Source organism: Streptococcus pseudopneumoniae (assembly GCF_001072665.1).
In the GTDB taxonomy this organism is placed as follows: Bacteria; Bacillota; Bacilli; order Lactobacillales; family Streptococcaceae; genus Streptococcus; species Streptococcus pseudopneumoniae_S.
This window is the reverse complement of record NZ_JVJI01000009.1, coordinates 1-21,634: the sequence shown is the minus strand read 5'-3', so window position 1 is coordinate 21,634 and position 21,634 is coordinate 1. Positions and strand designations below refer to the sequence as shown.

Below are 21,634 nucleotides of genomic sequence, written 5' to 3'. Positions count from 1 at the left end.
TGGTAAAATAGTAGGACAAGAGACAAGAAAGAGGACCTGATGTGAAGATTCGGATGCGAAATACGATTCAGTTTGATGAGCAGTTGGAAGTGATTGACCAGCTCTATGACGTTGAAGTGCATGAAAAGGGGGACTATAGCTACCTGCTTTTCTATAATGAAGAAAAGGAAAAAGTAGTGATTAAATTTCATGGTCAAGAGTTGGTGATGAGCCGATTTTCCAATCCCAAGACCATTATGCGCTTTTTAAAGGATAGTGATAGTTTAGCCTATATTCCTACACCCATGGGCATGCAGGAGTTTATTATCCAAACCAGTAGTTATGAAGTTGATGGGCAAAAGATTCATTTAGACTATCAACTACAAAACCAAGAGGGACATCCCTTTGCCAGCTATCAATTGGAAATTACTTGGGGCTAAGTATAACTGGGTCCGAGCCTATAGTAACAAAGGTGAAAGAGTGTATGAAATCAAGCTTTTCTTGCACATTTTTAGTAGCTGAAACCTTTATTTTTTCAGATTAAGGTTATAACACTCATTCCATTACCTATTATTTATTAAAGCGAAATATAATACCCGTCTTCCCTAATACTTGTTCCAAATGAGTAAATAGGATTTGAGGCCTAGCGATTGTGATTATTGTATATTCAAAATCTAAAAATTGATAAAAGGGACAGTGAATGTCCCTTTTCATTTCTATAGAATTCAGAGTTTTAGATAGGATAGATTGGTAAATAATGAAGAAAATATTTTGGAAAAATAGCCCCCAAAAAGGAGCTTTGTCTTCCAAAATAGTACTAACGTTATTCACGCTGTTTTTTCTTCTTTTTTTCGAGAGTCTCTAAAAAGTAATCTATCTCCTTTTGAGACCTAAGGATGACAACTTTATCTGGATAGATTTCTTGCCCCCACTTGTAGCGTTCCTTAGCGGATTTGCTCCGCCCATCCCAGAGAATCCATCTGATAAACTCCCAATTAAATTGTTCTTGACAACCAGCTGCCATACTTTCTCTGACCTTACCTCGATATGTGAGATACCGTTTAAATGCTCGAAAGAGACAGGTCAATGGCGAAAAATTGAGAAAGATGATTTGGTCAGCTTCTTTCATTCTTTCTTTGTAATAGCACCAAGAATAATTACCATCGATAACCCAAGCTTCATGCTTGGTGAGAAAGTTACTCATCTCGGTTAGCATCCATTCACGGTCGCTGTCTTGCCAACCAGGTTGAAATTGGAGTGTGTCCATGTGCAGTTTTGGGATGGAGTAGCAGTGAGACAACTTTTCGGCTAGAGTTGACTTACCAGCACCAGAATATCCGATAATTGCGATTTTCATTTTCTACCTTTTCCTATTTGAGGACAAAAAAACAGCCTCTATGGACTGTTTCTTATTTAGCAAGTTTAGCTGAAAGACGAGCTTTGTCGCGGCTTGCTTTGTTTTTGTGAATCAAACCTTTAGTTTCTGCTTTATCGATAGCTGAGCTAGCAGCACGGAAAAGTTCTTCAGATGGGTTTGCTTCGAAAGCTTTGATAGCAGTACGCATAGCTGATTTTTGAGCTGAGTTCTTTTCGTTTTGTTTAACGTTCAATTCAGCGCGTTTGATAGCTGATTTAATGTTTGCCAATGTTCTTACCTCCATATTTACTAACTATACCATTATATCTGAAAACTTACGTTTTGACAAGGGAAAATTATTTTTTTAAGTAAATTTCATCGATTTCATGGTTCTTTGTTTTATGAAGAATCACTTCTGCACGATTTCTAGTTGGTTCAATATAATTTTGTAGATTTGTGAGATTGATACTGGTCCAGACCTGATGGGCAAAGGATTCTACTTCCCCAATCGGCATTTGTGTAAAACGATAATAGTAGCTATCTGGGTCGTTTTGGGCTAGGCTCAGCATCTTCAAGAAACGGTCTAGATACCAACTCTCAATGTCATCGACTGCAGCATCAACATAGATGGAAAAGTCAAAGAAGTCAGTAATGTAGAGACGCTCGTTTTGTGGATTTTGAAAGACATTTATTCCCTCAACAATGACAAAATCAGCAGCTTTGACGCTTTGCTTTTCCTCAGGTACGATGTCGTAGACTTCATGAGAATAGACAGGAATATCTACATCTTGTCCATTTTTGATGCGGTCCAAGAAGTTGAGAAGAGCTTCCATATCATAGCTTTCAGGAAATCCCTTACGATTTAGAATCCCTTGCTCAATCAAGGTCTGGTTGGGATAGAGAAAGCCGTCAGTTGTTACCAACTCAACCCTAACATCTGTAAGTGTGCGGGACAGTAGGATTTGAAGTAGGCGACTGGTTGTGGATTTTCCAACGGCAACACTCCCAGAAACCCCAATGATAAAAGGCTGGGCTTTGCTTTCACGTTGGAGAAAAATTCCTTTTGAAAAGGCCAAATCATCCTTGGTACGTTTGTAAATCTGGATGAGATGGGCTAGGGGTAGATAGACATCGGTAACATCCTGTAAGCTAATCTGGTCATTAAAACTCTTGATGGACTCTAATTCCTCTTCTGTCAAAGGAGGTGTGGTCTTTCGATGTAAAGATTGCCAAGTCTGGCGGCTGATTTTTTCAAAATGTAAAAATTCGTTGGTCATTTGTTTTCCCCTAGATATTTTGTTTATCATACCATAAAAAGCTAAAAAAATAAAGCGGTTTCTTGAATGTAGTAAGTCAATAGTATATAATATAAGTAGATAGAGGATGAACAATGTATTGATGAAGTAGGAGATAGTTTCTGTTGATTTATAAGCTAATAAAGGGGAATTTTTAGTTCACAACTTATAGGAGGTGTGACATGAAAATATTAAAAAGTTATATATTGGAACTCTGTTTTATTTTAAGTTTTGCACTACCTTTTATAAAAGGGGCGAATGCGGATAATGGTAGACGCTTTGTGGAAATCTATTACGGTTTTACTTTTTTGATGGAACATGCTATTGTAACAGCTATCTTTATCTGCTCGCTCTTGATTGCTTGCCTACTAAAAAAACGGTGGACGAAATGGCTTGCTGCTGGAAGTTATGTCTTTTTAGTCCTATGGATTGCTACAGAGGGTTATTTATTCCGCATGTCACTAGAAGATTTAATCCGACTTTGGACAAGTTTGGAAATCCTGACAAAAACGTATCAGTTGGGCTTTTATCTAAACATCTTATTGGGAATCCTGTTGATAATTAAGTATCTGAAGGTTAAGCAATAGTAATAATAAATACGCCCGATTATAGATGATAAACTTTTTGTTTTATCCTGACTATGATATTTCTAGTTCTAAATGGTTTATCATTTATCTATAAGTGTTGAAAGAGATTGAAGAAAAGGTTTTACCTACTAGCTTTCTTCAGTCTTTTTCGTTTTATTATCAATTTGTAAACGATTTACAATTTAAGTCAAATTATGGTAAAATAGTTTCATGAGTAAAATGTATTATGCAGAGAATCCTGACGCTGCTCACGACATTCATGAGTTGAGAGTGGATTTGTTGGGACAAAAAATGACCTTTTTAACGGATGCGGGTGTTTTTAGCAAGAAAATGATTGACTTTGGGAGTCAACTCTTGCTCAAGTGTCTTGAGGTCAACCAAGGAGAGACTGTCCTTGATGTAGGTTGTGGTTATGGGCCTCTGGGCTTGTCTTTGGCTAAGGCTTATGGAGTTCAGGCGACCATGGTCGATATCAATAATCGTGCCTTGGATTTGGCGCGACAAAATGCTGAACGAAATAAAGTAGAAGCGACGATTTTCCAGTCCAATATTTATGAACAAGTTAAAGGGAAATTTGACCATGTCATTTCCAATCCTCCTATCCGTGCGGGCAAGCAAGTGGTTCATGAAATCATTGAGAAAAGTAAAGATTTCTTGGAAACTGGTGGAGATTTAACAATCGTTATCCAGAAAAAACAAGGGGCCCCAAGTGCTAAGTCCAAGATGGAAGAGGTGTTTGGCAATTGTGAAATCGTCAAAAAAGATAAGGGATACTATATCCTTAGAAGTGTGAAAGAATGAGAGCAGTTGATTTAATCCAAAAGAAACGAGACGGTCAAGAACTGACTTCGAGTGAAATCGAATGGCTAGTTGAAAGCTATGTGTTAGGAACTGTTCCTGACTATCAGATGTCTGCTTTTGCTATGGCTGTTTATTTTAAAGGAATGACGACTCGAGAAATATCTGATTTGACCATGAAAATGGTTCAGACAGGTCAAGAGTTTGATTTATCTGTTATTGATGGGGTTAAGGTTGACAAGCATTCTACTGGTGGTGTTGGTGATAAGGTGACCTTGATTTTGGCTCCTCTTGTTGCAAGCTTTGGTGTTCCTGTGGCCAAAATGAGTGGTCGTGGTCTCGGCCATACTGGTGGAACAATTGATAAATTGGAGTCTATCAAGGGCTATCAAGTGGAACGCAGTCAAGAGGATTTTATTCGTCAGGTTCAGGATATTGGTGTATCGGTCATTGGGCAATCAGACCAACTGGTTAAAGCTGACAAGCTTCTCTACGCCCTACGTGATGTGACAGCAACTGTCGACACGATTCCTTTGATTGCGAGTTCGGTGATGAGCAAGAAAATTGCTGCAGGGGCGGATGCTATTTTGCTAGACGTGACTGTCGGTGAGGGTGCCTTCATGAAGACGGTTGATGAGGCGCGTGAGTTGGCTCAAACTATGGTGGAACTTGGTAAGGCAGTTGGTCGGAAGACGGTAGCAGTGATTACGGATATGAGTCAGCCCTTGGGACGAGCGATTGGAAATCGTCTGGAAATCCTTGAAGCATTGGAGATTTTACAAGGTCAAGGCCGTCAGGATATTACCCACTTCATATGTGAGTTGGCTCAAATTATGCTTGGACTGGCAAATGTAAATAAGACAGTTGAAGAAGTCCGCCAACATCTTGAAAATGGACAAGCGCTTGCTAAGTTTGAGGAGATGGTCCAAGCCCAAGATGGAGACTTGGAAGACCTCTATCGTCCAGCCAATGTGTCACATGTGGTGGAAATCCCTGCCCAGGAAACGGGTGTCATTTCAGCTCTTCCAGCTATGGAATTTGGACTTTATGCTATGAGACTGGGTGCTGGTCGTGCAGTTAAGTCTGATGCCTTGGACTATGAAACAGGAATTGTTTTTGAAAAGAAAGTTGGAGATTCCGTTCAAAAGGGAGAAATTGTTGCAAAAGTATACACAAATGGAAAAATTTCTCCTCAGCTAGTTACAGATTTTCAAAAATATGTTAAAATAAATGATAGGGTGCAAAGTTTACGAGAAATTATAGAAATTATCTCATAAACGACAGGAGAATCCGGATATGAAATTAAATAAATATATCGATCATACGCTTTTGAAGCAAGATGCGACAAAAAAACAAATTGATTGTTTGTTGTCTGAGGCTAGAGAGTATGATTTTGCCAGTGTTTGCGTCAATCCGACCTGGGTTGAATATGCTAAAACAGGGCTTGAAGGTACAGATGTCCAGGTCTGCACAGTGGTTGGTTTCCCCTTGGGAGCAACAACTTCAGCCGTGAAAGCATTTGAAACCAAAGAAGCTATCCAAAATGGCGCAGATGAGATTGATATGGTGATTAATGTTGGTGCCCTCAAATCAGGAAATCTTGATTTGGTTGAATCAGACATCCGTGCTGTTGTAGAAGCAAGTGGTGACAAGTTAGTGAAAGTCATTATTGAAGCTTGCCTTCTGACCGACCAAGAAAAAGTTGTGGCTTGTCAATTAGCCCAGAAAGCGGGAGCTGACTTTGTTAAAACATCTACTGGCTTTTCAACTGGTGGCGCTACGATAGCGGATGTTAGATTAATGCGTGAAACAGTTGGACCTGATATGGGTGTCAAGGCTGCTGGTGGCGCTCGTTCTTATGCAGATGCTCTTGCCTTTGTCAAAGCAGGTGCGACTCGTATTGGAACGTCAGCTGGTGTAGCCATTTTAAAAGGAGAATTGGCAGATGGCGACTACTGAGTTGATTGACCTGGCAATTGAAACCAGCAAACATGCCTATGTCCCCTATTCTCACTTTCCTATCGGAGCAGTTTTAGTGGCAAAAGACGGAAGTGTTTACACGGGGGTGAATATCGAAAATGCTAGCTATCCTTTGACCAACTGTGGAGAACGTACAGCGATTTTTAAAGCAGTTTCCGAAGGTCAAAGAGAGTTTTCAGAATTGATTGTCTATGGACAAACTGAAAAACCAATTTCGCCATGTGGCGCTTGTCGCCAAGTGATGGCTGAATTTTTTGAACAAGATCTAAAAGTGACCTTAGTCGCAAAAGATAAATCGACGGTCGAGATGACGGTCGGGGAGTTACTTCCATACTCTTTTACAGACTTAAACTAGTCTGAGTCGCTCTCTGAGTGGCACGGTCCTTGTGACCCACCAATCCATACTTGCAACATCGTTGCACATCTTATTTAGGAGGTTCAGTAATGAACAAGAAAAAATGGCTAGGCCTTGGTCTAGTTGCAGTGGCAGCAGTTGGACTTGCTGCATGTGGTAACCGCTCTTCTCGTAACGCAGCTTCATCTTCTGATGTGAAGACAAAAGCAGCAATCGTCACTGATACTGGTGGTGTTGATGACAAATCATTCAACCAATCAGCTTGGGAAGGTTTGCAAGACTGGGGTAAAGAACACAATCTTTCAAAAGATAAAGGTTTTACTTATTTCCAATCAACAAGTGAAGCTGACTACGCTAACAACTTGCAACAAGCGGCTGGAAGTTACAACCTAATCTTCGGTGTTGGTTTTGCCCTTCACAATGCAGTTGAAGAAGCAGCAAAAGACCACTCTGACTTGAACTATGTCTTGATTGATGATGTGATTAAAGATCAAAAGAATGTTGCGAGCGTAACATTTGCTGATAACGAAGCTGCTTACCTTGCAGGTGTTGCAGCAGCTAAAACAACTAAAACAAAACAAGTTGGTTTTGTAGGTGGTATCGAGTCTGAAGTTATCTCACGTTTTGCAGCTGGATTTAAAGCTGGTGTTGAATCAGTAGACCCATCTATCAAAGTACAAGTTGACTACGCTGGTTCATTTGGTGATGCCGCTAAAGGTAAAACAATTGCAGCAGCACAATACGCAGCTGGTGCAGACGTTGTTTACCAAGCAGCAGGTGGAACAGGTGCAGGTGTCTTTGCGGAAGCTAAATCACTCAACGAAAGCCGTCCTGAAAATGAAAAAGTTTGGGTTATCGGTGTTGACCGTGACCAAGTAGGAGAAGGTAAATACACTTCTAAAGATGGAAAAGAATCAAACTTTGTTCTTGTATCTACTTTGAAACAAGTTGGTACAACTGTAAAAGATATTGCGAACAAGGCAGAAAAAGGTGAATTCCCTGGCGGTCAAGTGATCGTTTACTCATTGAAAGATAAAGGTGTTGACTTGGCAGTGACAAACCTTTCAGAAGAAGGTAAAAAAGCTGTTGAAGACGCTAAAGCTAAAATCCTTGATGGAAGCGTAAAAGTTCCTGAAAAATAATGGATGGAAGTCATTTCTTAGGAAGCGGCCCTCGGCCGCTTTTTTAAGAATTGAGACAAAGTCATTTTGTCTCAGTAAAGCTTGCTACTAGACAAACTAGCAAGTTTTATTGAAATAAAATAAGACTCTGAAAGGAAGAGCACATGGCACACGAAAATGTCATTGAGATGCGTGATATTACCAAGGTGTTTGGTGAATTTGTTGCCAACGACAAAATCAATCTGCACCTACGTAAAGGTGAAATTCATGCACTTTTAGGAGAAAATGGGGCTGGAAAATCCACGCTAATGAACATGTTAGCAGGGCTTCTTGAACCAACCAGTGGTGAAATTGTGGTCAACGGTCAAGTTGTTAACCTCGACTCACCATCTAGAGCAGCTAGCTTGGGAATTGGAATGGTTCACCAGCACTTTATGTTGGTAGAGGCTTTCACAGTGGCTGAAAACATCATTTTAGGAAGTGAATTGACTAAAAATGGTGTGCTAGATATCGCTGGAGCTAGCAAAGAAATCAAGGCTCTTTCTGAACGTTATGGCTTAGCTGTTGACCCTTCTGCCAAGGTAGCAGACATCTCAGTTGGAGCCCAACAACGTGTAGAAATTTTAAAAACCCTTTATCGGGGGGCTGATATCCTGATCTTTGACGAACCAACGGCTGTTTTGACTCCATCAGAAATTGATGAGTTGATGGCTATTATGAAAAATCTTGTCAAAGAAGGGAAATCAATCATCTTGATTACCCACAAGTTGGACGAGATTCGCGCAGTTTCTGACCGCGTTACAGTTATCCGTCGTGGGAAATCCATTGAAACAGTCGAAATTGCAGGGGCTACCAATGCTGATTTGGCAGAAATGATGGTAGGACGTTCTGTTTCCTTTAAAACAGAGAAACAAGCTTCTCAACCCAAAGAAGTGGTCTTGTCAATCAAAGATTTGGTGGTCAATGAAAACCGTGGTGTCCCTGCTGTCAAAAATCTATCCTTGGATGTTCGTGCAGGAGAGATTGTTGGTATTGCGGGGATTGATGGAAATGGTCAGTCTGAACTCATTCAAGCAATCACAGGCCTTCGCAAGGTTGAATCTGGTAGCATCAAGCTAAAAGGAGATTCAATTGTAGGCTTGCATCCACGTCAGATTACAGAGTTGAGTGTTGGGCACGTTCCAGAAGACCGTCACCGTGATGGCTTGATCTTGGAAATGATGATTTCTGAGAATATTGCCCTTCAAACCTACTATAAAGAACCACATAGTAAAAATGGAATTTTGAACTATTCAAATATTACTTCTTATGCTAAAAAGCTAATGGAAGAATTTGATGTTCGTGCTGCCAGTGAATTTGTTCCTGCGGCTGCACTCTCAGGTGGAAATCAACAAAAAGCAATTATTGCTCGTGAAATTGATCGAGATCCTGAACTCCTTATCGTCAGCCAACCAACTCGTGGTTTGGATGTCGGTGCCATTGAATATATCCACAAACGCTTGATTGAAGAGCGTGATAACGGTAAGGCTGTCCTTGTTGTCAGCTTTGAACTAGATGAGATTTTAAACGTCTCAGACCGTATTGCCGTTATCCACGATGGTAAGATTCAAGGTATTGTATCACCAGAAACAACCAATAAGCAAGAACTTGGTGTCTTGATGGCTGGTGGAAACTTGGGAAAGGAGAAGAGTGATGTCTAAAAAATTACAACAAATTTCGGTTCCCTTGATTTCTGTCTTCCTAGGAATCTTACTCGGGGCCATTGTCATGTGGATCTTCGGTTATGATGCTATTTGGGGCTACGAAGAATTGTTCTATACAGCCTTTGGTAGTCTGCGTGGGATTGGGGAAATCTTCCGTGCTATGGGGCCATTGGTCTTGATTGGTCTTGGTTTTGCCGTTGCCAGTCGAGCAGGTTTCTTTAACGTCGGGCTTCCTGGTCAGGCTTTGGCGGGTTGGATTCTCAGTGGTTGGTTTGCCCTGTCGCATCCAGATATGCCGCGTCCCTTGATGATTCTAGCAACCATCGCGATTGCCTTGATTGCTGGTGGAATTGTCGGCGCGATTCCGGGTATTCTGAGAGCCTATCTAGGGACGTCAGAGGTCATTGTGACCATCATGATGAACTACATTGTATTGTATGTAGGAAATGCCTTTATCCATGCCTTCCCTAAAGACTTTATGCAAAGTACAGATTCGACCATTCGTGTTGGGGCTAATGCAACCTACCAGACACCTTGGTTAGCTGAGTTGACTGGTAATTCGCGGATGAATATTGGTATTTTCTTTGCCATCATTGCCGTTGCAGTTATTTGGTTCATGCTCAAGAAAACGACTCTTGGTTTTGAAATCCGTGCGGTTGGTCTTAATTCACATGCTTCAGAATATGCTGGTATTTCTGCAAAAAGAACGATTATCCTCTCAATGATTATCTCAGGTGCCTTGGCAGGTCTTGGTGGAGCTGTTGAAGGTCTGGGAACCTTCCAGAACGTTTATGTTCAGGGGGCGTCATTAGCTGTCGGATTTAACGGAATGGCGGTTAGTCTGCTTGCGGCCAACTCACCAATTGGTATTCTATTTGCAGCCTTCTTATTTGGTGTTCTCCAAGTTGGAGCTCCTGGTATGAATGCGGCGCAGGTACCGTCTGAGCTTGTCAGCATTGTAACAGCGTCTATTATCTTCTTTGTCAGTGTTCATTACCTTATCGAACGCTTTGTCAAACCGAAAAAACAAGTTAAAGGAGGTAAGTAAAGATGTCTATTACAACATTGCTCACCCTCTTGGTATCTTCTATGCTGATTTACTCAGCACCCCTCATCTTTACAAGTATAGGTGGTGTTTTCTCTGAACGTGGTGGTGTGGTAAACGTCGGTCTTGAAGGAATTATGGTTATGGGTGCCTTTTCTGGAGTTGTCTTTAACCTTGAATTTGCAGAACAATTTGGAGCAGCAACTCCTTGGTTATCCTTGCTAGTTGCAGGATTGGTTGGTGGTGTCTTCTCTATCATACACGCAGCAGCAACGGTTCATTTCCGTGCAGACCATGTTGTTAGCGGTACGGTATTGAACTTGATGGCGCCTGCTTTGGCTGTTTTCTTAGTGAAAGTTCTTTATAACAAAGGACAAACCGACAACCTAAGTCAGACTTTTGGACGCTTTGATTTCCCAGTCTTGGCGAATATCCCAGTTATCGGTGATATCTTCTTCAAGTCAACTAGTCTACTTGGTTATCTGGCCATTGCCTTCTCTTTCCTTGCTTGGTTTATCCTCTTCAAGACTCGATTTGGTCTTCGTCTCCGCTCTGTCGGTGAACATCCTCAAGCAGCAGATACTTTGGGAATCAATGTCTACAAGATGAGATATTTAGGGGTTATTATTTCAGGTTTCCTAGGTGGAATTGGCGGAGCGATTTATGCTCAATCCATCTCAGTTAACTTCTCAGTGACAACTATTGTTGGACCTGGATTTATCGCTCTTGCTGCGATGATTTTCGGAAAATGGAATCCAATCGGAGCCATGCTTTCTAGTTTATTCTTTGGGCTTTCACAAAGTTTGGCTGTTATCGGTTCTCAATTGCCGTTCCTACAAGGAGTGCCTGCGGTTTATCTTCAAATCGCACCTTATGTTTTGACAATTCTTGTCTTGGCAGCCTTCTTTGGAAAAGCAGTCGCACCAAAAGCAGATGGTATCAACTATATCAAATCAAAATAAGCATACAAAAAACGTCAGTTCAGAATGAACTGGCGTTTTATTTTTTAGGATGTTGATTGGTTAGGTTCAATCCCCAAGGGACTAAATTTTCAGTCTTGTTTTTGATACGAGCGACATTATCCTTATGACGAATGATAATCAAACTAGCAAGTGCTAGGATAATAGCAATGAAGAGAGGGTCATAGTGACTCAAGATAAAACCAAAAAGTGGAAAGAGTAAAACTCCAATGACAGCCGCGATAGATGCTGTGACACTAGATAGTGAAATCATACTACCAAGATAGAGGGTTCCAAAGAAAACAACTGCAAGGTAGAGACAGAAGACAGGTGCAAATCCGAAAACGACTCCAGCACTGGTTGCGACAGCCTTACCTCCCTTAAATCCTGCAAAGATAGGGAAGGTATGACCAATAACAGCCAAAAGTCCAAAGATGAGAGGCGAAACGCCTTGAAGATGAAAAATAATTGGAAGAAGCGTTGCTAGAGTTCCTTTGAAAAAGTCAATCACAAAGGTCGTCATACCAGCTTTCTTACCTAAGATGCGGAAGGTATTGGTTGTTCCTGTATTACCAGAACCATGCTCGCGCAGATTGATTTGAAAGAATACTTGTCCAATCCAGAGACCAGACGGAATCGAACCCAGCAGATAGGCTAGGATTAATAAAACTATTGTAATCATACTCCTATTATATCATGAATTGGGAAAGAAAGGCAGAGAATCTCTTCTGAAATTGTCACACCGGAGAAAGAAAAATTTTGCAAAATCCTTGGAAAACCTGTAGAATAGTAAAGATGAACGAATAGGAGGTTCCTTGTGTCAAAAAAGGAAATCAATATTAACAATTATAATGATGATGCCATTCAGGTGCTAGAAGGGTTGGATGCGGTCCGAAAACGTCCAGGGATGTATATCGGATCGACCGATGGTGCTGGACTCCATCATCTAGTCTGGGAAATTGTCGACAATGCTGTTGATGAGGCCTTGTCTGGATTTGGTGACCGCATTGATGTCACCATCAATAAAGACGGGAGTTTGACTGTGCAAGACCATGGTCGTGGAATGCCGACTGGAATGCACGCTATGGGGATCCCAACAGTTGAGGTTATCTTTACCATTCTCCACGCAGGAGGAAAATTTGGTCAAGGTGGTTATAAGACATCAGGTGGTCTCCACGGGGTAGGTTCTTCTGTTGTTAATGCCCTTTCTAGTTGGTTGGAAGTTGAAATTACCCGTGACGGGGCAATCTACAAGCAACGTTTTGAAAATGGTGGAAAACCTGTCACGACTCTGAAGAAAATCGGTACAGCGCCCAAGTCTAAAACAGGTACCAAGGTTACGTTTATGCCTGATGCGACGATCTTTTCTACGATAGACTTCAAGTACAATACCATCTCAGAGCGTCTTAATGAATCAGCCTTTCTCTTGAAAAATGTGACCTTGTCCTTGACGGATAAGCGAACAGATGAGTCTGTTGAGTTTCACTATGAAAATGGGGTGCAGGACTTTGTTTCTTATCTGAATGAAGACAAGGAAACCTTGACCCCAGTTCTTTATTTTGAAGGCGAAGACAATGGTTTCCAAGTGGAAGTCGCTCTCCAGTACAATGATGGATTTTCAGATAACATTTTGTCCTTTGTCAATAATGTTCGCACTAAGGACGGGGGAACGCATGAGACAGGACTTAAGTCTGCCATTACCAAGGTTATGAATGACTATGCGCGTAAGACAGGTCTTCTCAAGGAAAAAGATAAAAATCTTGAAGGTTCCGACTATCGTGAAGGACTAGCAGCCGTTCTCTCTATCTTAGTTCCTGAGGAACATTTGCAGTTTGAAGGTCAGACAAAGGACAAACTAGGAAGTCCTCTAGCTCGTCCAGTTGTGGATGGAATTGTGGCTGATAAGTTGACCTTCTTCCTTATGGAAAATGGGGAACTGGCTTCCAATCTCATTCGCAAGGCTATCAAGGCCCGTGATGCCCGTGAAGCAGCACGCAAAGCACGTGATGAGAGCCGAAATGGTAAGAAAAACAAGAAAGACAAGGGATTGTTATCTGGGAAATTGACCCCAGCCCAGTCTAAGAATCCAGCTAAGAATGAACTCTATCTAGTCGAGGGAGATTCTGCCGGAGGTTCTGCCAAACAAGGCCGTGACCGCAAGTTCCAGGCAATCTTGCCTCTTCGTGGTAAGGTTATCAATACAGCCAAGGCCAAGATGGCGGATATCCTCAAAAATGAGGAAATCAATACCATGATTTATACTATCGGTGCGGGTGTTGGGGCTGACTTCTCTATTGAAGATGCCAACTATGACAAGATCATTATCATGACCGATGCGGATACAGATGGTGCCCACATTCAAACACTTCTCTTAACCTTCTTTTACCGCTACATGCGTCCGCTAGTTGAGGCGGGACATGTCTATATTGCCCTTCCACCTCTTTACAAGATGTCAAAAGGGAAAGGCAAGAAAGAAGAAGTGGCCTATGCTTGGACAGATGGAGAGTTAGAAGAACTCCGCAAGCAGTTCGGTAAAGGTGCCACCCTCCAACGCTATAAAGGTCTCGGTGAGATGAATGCGGACCAGCTCTGGGAAACAACCATGAACCCAGAAACGCGTACCCTTATCCGTGTTACAATAGAAGACCTAGCACGCGCCGAACGCCGCGTCAATGTCCTTATGGGAGACAAGGTCGAACCACGCCGTAAGTGGATTGAAGACAATGTCAAGTTTACGCTGGAAGAAGCGACAGTGTTTTAAGTCGGTTTTTAACGAATGGGTATTAACATGAGAACTGAAACAAAAATGCTCGATGTGATTTTAAAAACAGCTAAAACTTTACAAGTCAAAGCTGTCGCCATGTCTGGTTCACGAACTGATACAAAGGCGCCAAAAGATGAATTTCAAGACTACGATGTGGTCTATATTGTGAATGACATAGATCATTTAACGAATGACTTTTCTTGGTTGGACCAGTTCGGCAAACGCATTATCGAGCAAGAAGTTAGTCTTGGTAATCGTCGTCTCTATCTCATGCTCTTTGAAGATGGCAATCGTATCGATTTGACTCTTTGCCCTAAAGAACACATTCAAGAATGGGTGGATAGTGAAGCAGGGTTCACTGTTTTAGAAGATCCAGAAAATTTATTTGAACCTTATTTCCCAAATCCAGAGCATTACTGGATAACCCCAGCTACTGAAACGGATTTTGAAAAAGCCTGTAATGAATTTTGGTGGGTGTCAGCCTATGTGGTCAAAGGAATCTGTCGTAAGCAAGTCATCTATGCTACCGACCATCTCTACGGTATTTGTCAGCAAGAACTCTTGAAAGTCTTAGCTTGGCAGGTAGCAAGTGATAAGGGAACGGTCGATGTTGGCAAAAACTACAAGTACCTCTTCAACTATTTACCTGCTGAGAAAGAGAAGGAATTCTCAAATCTTCTTGATTTCTCAAGTTTAGATAAAATCACTCAGTCTTTGTTTGCTACGATGGAACTTTTCCACCAAGAGGCTCAATCTCTTGCTCAAAAAATGGGATTTGACTACGATAAAGAAGTGGCTGAGGAGATGATGGAGTATGCTGAGGAGAGACTGGAAACAAATGAAACATTTACAAAATAATAAGATAATAAAATTTTTACTGATTAGTTTTCTCATTTCTTGGGGGGTTGGTTGGGGATTGCTCGCTTTTCTGACGCAAATGAGCCTCTTAAGTCTAACAAGTCCACTAGGAGTTTTTCTCCATTTACTGGGAGGTTTCGGTCCAACCATTGCAGCCATTTCTTTTTTGCCTCAAAAATCCATTAAAAGCATAGTCTCTTTTATCTTAGGGGACTCAAAGAAATATATTTTGTTATTTCTTTTACTAATTTTCGTGCAGACAGGTGTCATCGCTTTCTCCTCTAAGGAACTTAATCCGGCTTTTCCACTAGGAAATTTGTTTGTTGTTTTTTTGAGTGCAGTCTGTGTTTATGGTGGCGAAGAAGAATTGGGATGGCGAGGCATCTTGCAACCAATTTTGGAAACTAGATTCTCCTTTTGGATTTCCGGTTTGATAACAGGTTGTATTTGGGCAATATGGCATGTACCTTTATGGTTTGTGATTGGAAGTTCCCAAAGTGGGATGTCTTTTATATTATTCAGTCTATTTGCAATTTATCTCAGTATTCTTCTAGCAGCTGTTTTCAAAAAGACTAAGTCGGTCCTTTTTTGCGCCATTTTTCACGGCATAATTAATACCCTACTTAGCTTATTTGTTATTAAAATTAATCTTTTGTTCATTCTAGGATTAGTAGGATTGCTCTTCTTTTCTCACTACCTACAAAGAAACAGTTAAATTTAAAAATATAGATTTACTTTACAATAAAACACTAAAAAGAGAATTATTATGTCTAACATTCAAAACATGTCCCTTGAGGACATTATGGGAGAGCGCTTTGGTCGCTACTCCAAGTATATTATTCAAGACCGGGCTTTGCCAGATATTCGTGATGGACTCAAGCCGGTTCAGCGTCGTATTCTTTATTCGATGAATAAAGATGGCAATACTTTTGACAAGAGCTACCGTAAGTCGGCCAAGTCAGTCGGGAACATCATGGGGAATTTTCACCCACACGGTGACATCTCCATCTATGATGCCATGGTTCGTATGTCTCAGGATTGGAAAAATCGTGAGATTTTGGTCGAAATGCACGGTAATAATGGTTCTATGGACGGGGATCCGCCTGCGGCCATGCGTTATACTGAGGCGCGTTTGTCTGAGATTGCAGGCTACCTTCTTCAGGATATCGAGAAAAAGACAGTTCCCTTTGCTTGGAATTTTGACGATACCGAAAAAGAACCAACTGTTTTACCCGCAGCTTTCCCAAATCTTTTAGTCAATGGTTCGACTGGGATTTCAGCTGGTTATGCCACAGACATTCCTCCCCATAATTTGGCTGAGGTTATTGATGCCGCGGTTTACATGATTGACCATCCAACGGCAAAAGTTGACAAACTCATGGAATTTTTGCCTGGGCCAGACTTTCCTACAGGAGCCATCATCCAAGGTCGTGATGAAATCAAGAAGGCCTATGAAACTGGGAAAGGGCGTGTGGTTGTTCGTTCCAAGACGGAGATTGAAAATCTAAAAGGTGGTAAGGAACAAATCGTTGTCACTGAGATTCCTTATGAAATCAATAAGGCCAATCTGGTTAAGAAAATCGATGATGTCCGTGTCAATAACAAGGTTGCAGGAATTGCTGAGGTTCGTGATGAGTCTGACCGTGACGGTCTTCGTATCGCTATTGAGCTCAAGAAAGATGCTAATACAGAGCTCGTTCTTAATTATCTCTTTAAATACACTGACCTACAAATCAATTACAACTTTAACATGGTGGCGATTGACAATTTCACACCTCGTCAGGTTGGGATTGTCCCAATTTTGTCTAGCTACATCGCCCACCGTCGTGAAGTGATTTTGGCGCGTTCCCGCTTTGACAAGGAAAAGGCTGAGAAGCGTCTCCATATCGTTGAAGGTTTGATTCGCGTGATTTCGATTTTGGACGAAGTCATTGCCCTTATTCGTGCTTCTGAAAACAAGGCTGACGCCAAAGAAAATCTCAAGATCAGCTATGATTTTACAGAAGAGCAGGCTGAGGCCATCGTAACCTTGCAACTTTACCGTTTGACCAATACAGACGTGGTTGTCTTGCAGGAGGAAGAAGCAGAACTTCGTGAGAAGATTGCCATGCTTGCAGCCATCATCGGTGATGAACGGACTATGTACAATCTTATGAAGAAAGAACTTCGTGAGGTCAAGAAGAAATTTGCAACTCCGCGTTTGAGTTCTTTAGAAGATACTGCGAAAGCAATTGAGATTGATACAGCTAGTCTTATCGCTGAGGAAGATACCTACGTCAGCGTGACCAAGGCAGGTTATATCAAGCGTACCAGTCCACGTTCCTTTGCGGCTTCAACGCTGGAAGAAATTGGCAAACGTGATGACGATCGTTTGATTTTTGTGCAAGCTGCTAAGACAACCCAGCACCTCTTGATGTTCACAAGTCTTGGAAATGTCATCTATCGACCAATCCATGAATTGGCAGACATTCGCTGGAAGGACATCGGAGAGCATCTGAGCCAAACCATCACAAACTTTGAAACTAACGAAGAAATCCTTTATGTGGAAGTCGTGGATCAGTTTGATGATGCGACAACCTACTTTGCTGCGACTCGTCTCGGTCAAATCAAGCGTGTAGAACGAAAAGAGTTCACCCCATGGCGGACCTACAAGTCTAAGTCTGTCAAGTATGCTAAGCTCAAAGACGAGACAGACCAGATTGTAGCAGTGGCTCCGATTAAACTGGATGATGTTCTCTTGATTAGCCAAAATGGTTATGCATTACGTTTCAATATCGAAGAGGTTCCGGTTGTTGGTGCCAAGGCTGCAGGGGTCAAGGCTATGAATCTGAAAGAAGACGATGTACTCCAATCTGCCTTTATCTGTAATACCTCATCCTTCTACCTCTTAACTCAGCGTGGAAGCTTAAAACGTGTTTCTATCGACGAAATTCCAGCAACCAGCCGTGCCAAACGAGGACTACAAGTCTTGCGTGAGTTGAAAAACAAACCACACCGTGTCTTCTTGGCTGGAGCAGTTGCTGAACAAGGCTTCGTTGGTGACCTCTTCAGTACAGAAGTGGAAGAAAATGATCAAATTCTGCTTGTCCAATCTATCAAGGGAACAATCTATGAAAGCCGATTGCAAGACTTGAACTTGTCAGAACGGACTAGCAACGGTAGCTTTATCTCTGACACGATTTCAGATGAAGAAGTTTTTGATGCTTACATTAAAGAAGTATTTACAGAAGTCAAATAAGTGAAATGAAGAATCAGTTCGAAGAGCTGGTCCTTTTTATTGAAGAAATTTTCTGAAAATTACAAAATATGCTTGCTATTTTAGAAAAATAGTGTAGAATAAAAGAAATAGGTTTTTAGAATAAGGAGTGGAATATGACAGTAACGATTGATTGGGAAAATCTCGGCTTTTCCTATATGAAATTACCTTATCGCTATATTGCTCATTTTAAAAATGGACAATGGAATCAAGGAGAGCTTACAGAGGATGCAACATTGCATATTTCAGAGTCTTCTCCAAGTCTTCACTATGGCCAACAAGCATTTGAAGGTTTGAAAGCTTATCGTACTAAGGATGGTAGTGTTCAACTTTTCCGTCCGGACGAAAATGCCAAACGCCTGCAACGTACTTGTGATCGTCTCTTGATGCCACAAGTTCCGACAGATATGTTTGTAGAAGCTTGTAAAGCAGTTGTCCGTGCGAATGAAGAATACGTACCACCATATGGAACAGGTGGAACCCTTTATCTTCGTCCACTTTTGATTGGTGTTGGAGATATTATCGGGGTAAAACCAGCAGAGGAATACATTTTCACCATCTTTGCTATGCCAGTTGGTAATTACTTTAAGGGTGGTTTGGTCCCAACTAACTTCTTGATTCAGGATGAATACGACCGTGCCGCTCCAAATGGTACAGGTGCGGCTAAGGTTGGTGGGAACTATGCTGCCAGTCTCTTGCCAGGGAAATTGGCCAAATCACGTCATTTCTCAGATGTTATCTACCTAGACCCTTCAACTCATACAAAGATTGAAGAAGTCGGTTCAGCTAACTTCTTTGGAATTACAGCTGATAATGAATTTGTAACACCATTGAGTCCATCTATTTTGCCATCTATTACTAAGTATTCTTTACTTTATTTGGCAGAACACCGCTTGGGCTTGACTCCTATTGAGGGTGATGTTCCAATTGATAACCTGGATCGTTTTGTAGAGGCAGGTGCTTGTGGTACGGCAGCAGTTATTTCGCCAATTGGTGGAATTCAGCACGGTGATGATTTCCATGTCTTCTATAGTGAAACAGAAGTTGGCCCTGTGACTCGTAAACTCTATGATGAATTGACTGGTATTCAGTTTGGTGATATTGAAGCGCCAGAAGGTTGGATTGTAAAAGTAGATTAAAATAAACAAAAGGAGATTTTTGATGAAATCGAAAAAGTGGCTCTTAACAGCAGGAGTGGTCCTGAGTACAATAGCTCTTTTAGTAGCTTGTGGAAAAGCTGATAAAGAAGCAGATGCACCGACAACATTTTCATATGTCTATGCAGTAGATCCAGCATCTTTGGACTATAGTATAGCGACTCGTACATCTACAACAGATGTCATCGGGAACGTGGTTGATGGTTTGATGGAAAACGACCAATACGGGAATGTTATTCCTTCCTTGGCTGAAGATTGGTCTGTGTCAAAAGATGGTTTGACTTATACCTATAAACTTCGTAAAGGAGTTAAATGGTACACTTCAGAAGGTGAAGAATACGCAGAAGTAACAGCTCATGACTTTGTGACAGGATTGAAACACGTAGCTGACGGTAAGTCAGACGGTGTCTCTCTCATCCAAAATTCAATCAAGGGCTTGGATGCCTACATGACTGGTGAAACGAACGATTTCTCTACAGTTGGTGTCAAGGCCTTGGACGATTACACAGTCGAATATACCTTAAACAAACCAGAAAGCTTCTGGAACTCTAAAGTCACAACAGCAACGATGTTGCCTGTAAATGAAGAGTTTTTGAAGGCATCAGGTAAAGATTATGGAGCAGTTACTCCAGCGGGAATTCTCTATAATGGTCCTTATTTCTTGAAGACCTTGACTTCTAAATCGTTAATTGAATATGAGAAAAATCCAAACTACTGGGATAAAGAAAAGGTAAAAATCGAGAAGATCAAATTGACCTACTACGATGGTTCAGATCAGGAATCCTTGATTCGTAGCTTCTCTTCTGGTGCCTATACGACAGCCCGTCTCTTCCCAAGTAGCTCAAACTTTGCTTCAACTTTGGAACAATACGGAGATAAAATCACTTATAGCCCACAGGACTCAAGCAGCTATTACTTCACCTTTAACGTAAATCGTCAGTCATACAATAAAACTGCGAAAACAAGTGAAGAACAAAAGACTTCTACAAAAGAAGCTATGCTTAATAAGGACTTCCGTCAGGCTATCAACTTTGCCTTCAACCGCCATTCTTATGCTGCTCAGCTAAATGGTGAAGACGGTGCGGACAAGATTATTCGTAACAGTCTCGTTCCTGACAACTTTGTACAAGCAGGTGGTAAGAACTTTGGACAAATCGCCCAAGCAGAGTTGGTGAACTATGGTGACCAATGGAAAGGTGTTGAGCTAGTTGACGGTAAGGATTCTATTTACAATCCTGACAAGGCTAAGGCAGCATTTGAAAAAGCTAAGAAAGACTTGGAATCTAAAGGGGTAAGCTTCCCAATTCACTTGGATGTCCCAGTTGAACAAACAGATACCATCGCCGTTCAACAAAGTAACTCTTTCAAACAGTCTATCGAATCAACTCTTGGTGCTGAAAATGTTGTTATTGATGTTCTTCAAATGACAGATAATGAAAAGGAAACAATCACTTCTCAAGCGCGTGTTCCTTCTCAAAAAGACTATGACTTGAACAGTACAGGATGGGCTCCAAGTTATCAAGACCCAGCCTCTTACTTGAATATCATGGATCCTAAATCAGGTTCAGCTATGAAGCACCTTGGTATTACGAAAGGGAAAGATAAGGATGTTGTAGCGAAACTTGGTTTGGACCAGTATAAGAAATTGTTGGATGATGCGGATTCAGAAACTACAAATCTTGAAGAACGTTATGAAAAATATGCTAAGGCTCAAGCTTGGTTGACAGATAGTTCATTATTGATGCCAACAGCCTCATCTGGTGGTTCCCCAGTTGTAAGTAATGTAGTGCCATTCTCAAAACCATACTCACAAGTTGGTATTAAGGGTGACCCATATATCTTTAAAGGAATGAAATTGCAAAAAGATATCGTTACTACAAAAGAATATGAAGAAGCACTGAAAAAATGGCAAAAAGAAAAATTGGAATCAAACGGTAAGTACCAAAAAGAACTAGAAAAACACATTAAATAAGGCAGAAAACTCTATATCAGACTCAGAATGATATAGAGTTTTTTCTTGCTAGTTTTAGGATTTTCTTGTAAAATAGAAAAAGTGAAGAGAGGTATGAAATGAGTAAGAAAGATAAAAAAATCGAAATTCAGGTAGCAGATGCAAAAGTTAAGGTAGGAAAAGACAGTTTTGAAGGTTATACGTTAACCATTGGTAAAAAAGTTATCGGAGAAATTGCCGAATTAGATGGACAATTTGCCATCATAAAGAATGGGAATGTCGATAGTTTTTATAAAAAATTGGAAAAAGCTGTGGAAATTTTGATTGAAAATTATAATTTAGCAAAATAAGTCTTGTTTTTTTGAAATTTTCATGATATAATAGTCCATGTTGATTGTAGGAGAGATAGCGAAGAGGCTAAACGCGGCGGACTGTAAATCCGCTCCTTCGGGTTCGGGGGTTCGAATCC

21 protein-coding genes are annotated in these 21,634 nt (G+C 41.1%); 17 read left to right on the top strand and 4 right to left on the bottom strand.

All coding sequences use genetic code 11. The annotated features are described in order from the left end of the window. Positions 1 to 41 precede the first annotated feature (41 nt). Positions 42 to 419, top strand: a complete 378-nt coding sequence (locus tag ADH52_RS00710) for a DUF1934 domain-containing protein (protein ID WP_080977892.1) — start codon at positions 42 to 44, stop codon at positions 417 to 419. 383 nt (positions 420 to 802) lie between these two features. Here the strand turns inward: ADH52_RS00710 and ADH52_RS00700 are convergent, their stop codons facing one another. From ADH52_RS00700 to coaA, 3 genes are all read right to left on the bottom strand, one after another. After that, on the bottom strand, positions 803 to 1,336 hold the full coding sequence (locus tag ADH52_RS00700) for a DNA topology modulation protein (protein ID WP_049509443.1): 534 nt from the start codon (positions 1,334 to 1,336) through the stop codon (positions 803 to 805). Between the two features lie 52 nt (positions 1,337 to 1,388). Next, complete coding sequence (rpsT, locus tag ADH52_RS00695; protein ID WP_001274000.1) at positions 1,389 to 1,625, bottom strand: 30S ribosomal protein S20; 237 nt, start codon at positions 1,623 to 1,625, stop codon at positions 1,389 to 1,391. A 67-nt stretch (positions 1,626 to 1,692) separates the two neighbouring features. After that, positions 1,693 to 2,613: a type I pantothenate kinase gene (coaA, locus tag ADH52_RS00690; protein ID WP_049509441.1), complete on the bottom strand. Its 921-nt coding sequence runs from the start codon at positions 2,611 to 2,613 to the stop codon at positions 1,693 to 1,695. A 200-nt stretch (positions 2,614 to 2,813) separates the two neighbouring features. On the opposite strand from coaA, the gene ADH52_RS00685 reads away from it, so the two are divergent. From ADH52_RS00685 to ADH52_RS00645, 9 genes are all read left to right on the top strand, one after another. Then, positions 2,814 to 3,218, top strand: coding sequence for a hypothetical protein (locus tag ADH52_RS00685; protein WP_049509439.1), 405 nt, complete (start codon positions 2,814 to 2,816; stop codon positions 3,216 to 3,218). 210 nt (positions 3,219 to 3,428) lie between these two features. After that, positions 3,429 to 4,019 carry a methyltransferase gene (locus tag ADH52_RS00680; protein ID WP_080977893.1) on the top strand — a complete coding sequence of 197 codons (591 nt, stop codon included), beginning with the start codon at positions 3,429 to 3,431 and terminating at the stop codon, positions 4,017 to 4,019. Further along, the gene (locus tag ADH52_RS00675) at positions 4,016 to 5,293 is read left to right on the top strand and encodes a pyrimidine-nucleoside phosphorylase (protein ID WP_049509435.1); all 1,278 of its coding nucleotides are present in this window, start codon (positions 4,016 to 4,018) and stop codon (positions 5,291 to 5,293) included. The genes ADH52_RS00680 and ADH52_RS00675 overlap by 4 nt, the downstream gene beginning before the upstream one ends. Before the next feature lie 19 nt (positions 5,294 to 5,312). After that, positions 5,313 to 5,975, top strand: coding sequence for a deoxyribose-phosphate aldolase (deoC, locus tag ADH52_RS00670; RefSeq protein ID WP_049509433.1), 663 nt, complete (start codon positions 5,313 to 5,315; stop codon positions 5,973 to 5,975). Beyond that, complete coding sequence (locus ADH52_RS00665; protein WP_049509431.1) at positions 5,962 to 6,351, top strand: cytidine deaminase; 390 nt, start codon at positions 5,962 to 5,964, stop codon at positions 6,349 to 6,351. Before deoC ends, ADH52_RS00665 begins: the two co-directional genes overlap by 14 nt. 89 nt (positions 6,352 to 6,440) lie before the next feature. Further along, on the top strand, positions 6,441 to 7,493 hold the full coding sequence (locus ADH52_RS00660) for a BMP family lipoprotein (protein WP_049509429.1): 1,053 nt from the start codon (positions 6,441 to 6,443) through the stop codon (positions 7,491 to 7,493). A 143-nt stretch (positions 7,494 to 7,636) separates the two neighbouring features. Then, positions 7,637 to 9,172, top strand: a complete 1,536-nt coding sequence (locus ADH52_RS00655) for an ABC transporter ATP-binding protein (protein WP_049509427.1) — start codon at positions 7,637 to 7,639, stop codon at positions 9,170 to 9,172. Beyond that, a complete protein-coding gene (locus tag ADH52_RS00650; protein ID WP_049509425.1) occupies positions 9,165 to 10,223 on the top strand; it encodes an ABC transporter permease in 1,059 nt (352 codons plus the stop codon). Before ADH52_RS00655 ends, ADH52_RS00650 begins: the two co-directional genes overlap by 8 nt. 2 nt (positions 10,224 to 10,225) lie before the next feature. Beyond that, positions 10,226 to 11,182, top strand: a complete 957-nt coding sequence (locus ADH52_RS00645) for an ABC transporter permease (protein ID WP_020902936.1) — start codon at positions 10,226 to 10,228, stop codon at positions 11,180 to 11,182. A gap of 37 nt (positions 11,183 to 11,219) precedes the next feature. Here the strand turns inward: ADH52_RS00645 and plsY are convergent, their stop codons facing one another. Then, a complete protein-coding gene (gene plsY / locus ADH52_RS00640) occupies positions 11,220 to 11,861 on the bottom strand; it encodes a glycerol-3-phosphate 1-O-acyltransferase PlsY (protein ID WP_049509422.1) in 642 nt (213 codons plus the stop codon). Between the two features lie 135 nt (positions 11,862 to 11,996). On the opposite strand from plsY, the gene parE reads away from it, so the two are divergent. The 7 genes from parE (at position 11,997) to ADH52_RS00605 (ending at position 21,515) form a co-directional block, all read left to right on the top strand. After that, the gene (parE, locus tag ADH52_RS00635) at positions 11,997 to 13,940 is read left to right on the top strand and encodes a DNA topoisomerase IV subunit B (protein WP_049509421.1); all 1,944 of its coding nucleotides are present in this window, start codon (positions 11,997 to 11,999) and stop codon (positions 13,938 to 13,940) included. Between the two features lie 27 nt (positions 13,941 to 13,967). Then, positions 13,968 to 14,801: an aminoglycoside 6-adenylyltransferase gene (locus ADH52_RS00630; RefSeq protein ID WP_049509470.1), complete on the top strand. Its 834-nt coding sequence runs from the start codon at positions 13,968 to 13,970 to the stop codon at positions 14,799 to 14,801. After that, positions 14,782 to 15,516, top strand: a complete 735-nt coding sequence (locus ADH52_RS00625; RefSeq protein ID WP_049509418.1) for a CPBP family intramembrane glutamic endopeptidase — start codon at positions 14,782 to 14,784, stop codon at positions 15,514 to 15,516. Before ADH52_RS00630 ends, ADH52_RS00625 begins: the two co-directional genes overlap by 20 nt. A gap of 51 nt (positions 15,517 to 15,567) precedes the next feature. Next, a complete protein-coding gene (parC, locus tag ADH52_RS00620) occupies positions 15,568 to 18,039 on the top strand; it encodes a DNA topoisomerase IV subunit A (RefSeq protein ID WP_080977894.1) in 2,472 nt (823 codons plus the stop codon). A 134-nt stretch (positions 18,040 to 18,173) separates the two neighbouring features. Beyond that, positions 18,174 to 19,196 carry a branched-chain amino acid aminotransferase gene (locus ADH52_RS00615; RefSeq protein WP_033676924.1) on the top strand — a complete coding sequence of 341 codons (1,023 nt, stop codon included), beginning with the start codon at positions 18,174 to 18,176 and terminating at the stop codon, positions 19,194 to 19,196. Positions 19,197 to 19,218: 22 nt separating this feature from the next. Further along, positions 19,219 to 21,186: a peptide ABC transporter substrate-binding protein gene (locus tag ADH52_RS00610; RefSeq protein WP_049509415.1), complete on the top strand. Its 1,968-nt coding sequence runs from the start codon at positions 19,219 to 19,221 to the stop codon at positions 21,184 to 21,186. A 98-nt stretch (positions 21,187 to 21,284) separates the two neighbouring features. Beyond that, positions 21,285 to 21,515, top strand: coding sequence for a DUF2969 domain-containing protein (locus ADH52_RS00605; RefSeq protein ID WP_000037110.1), 231 nt, complete (start codon positions 21,285 to 21,287; stop codon positions 21,513 to 21,515). The last annotated feature ends 119 nt before the right edge of the window (positions 21,516 to 21,634 follow it).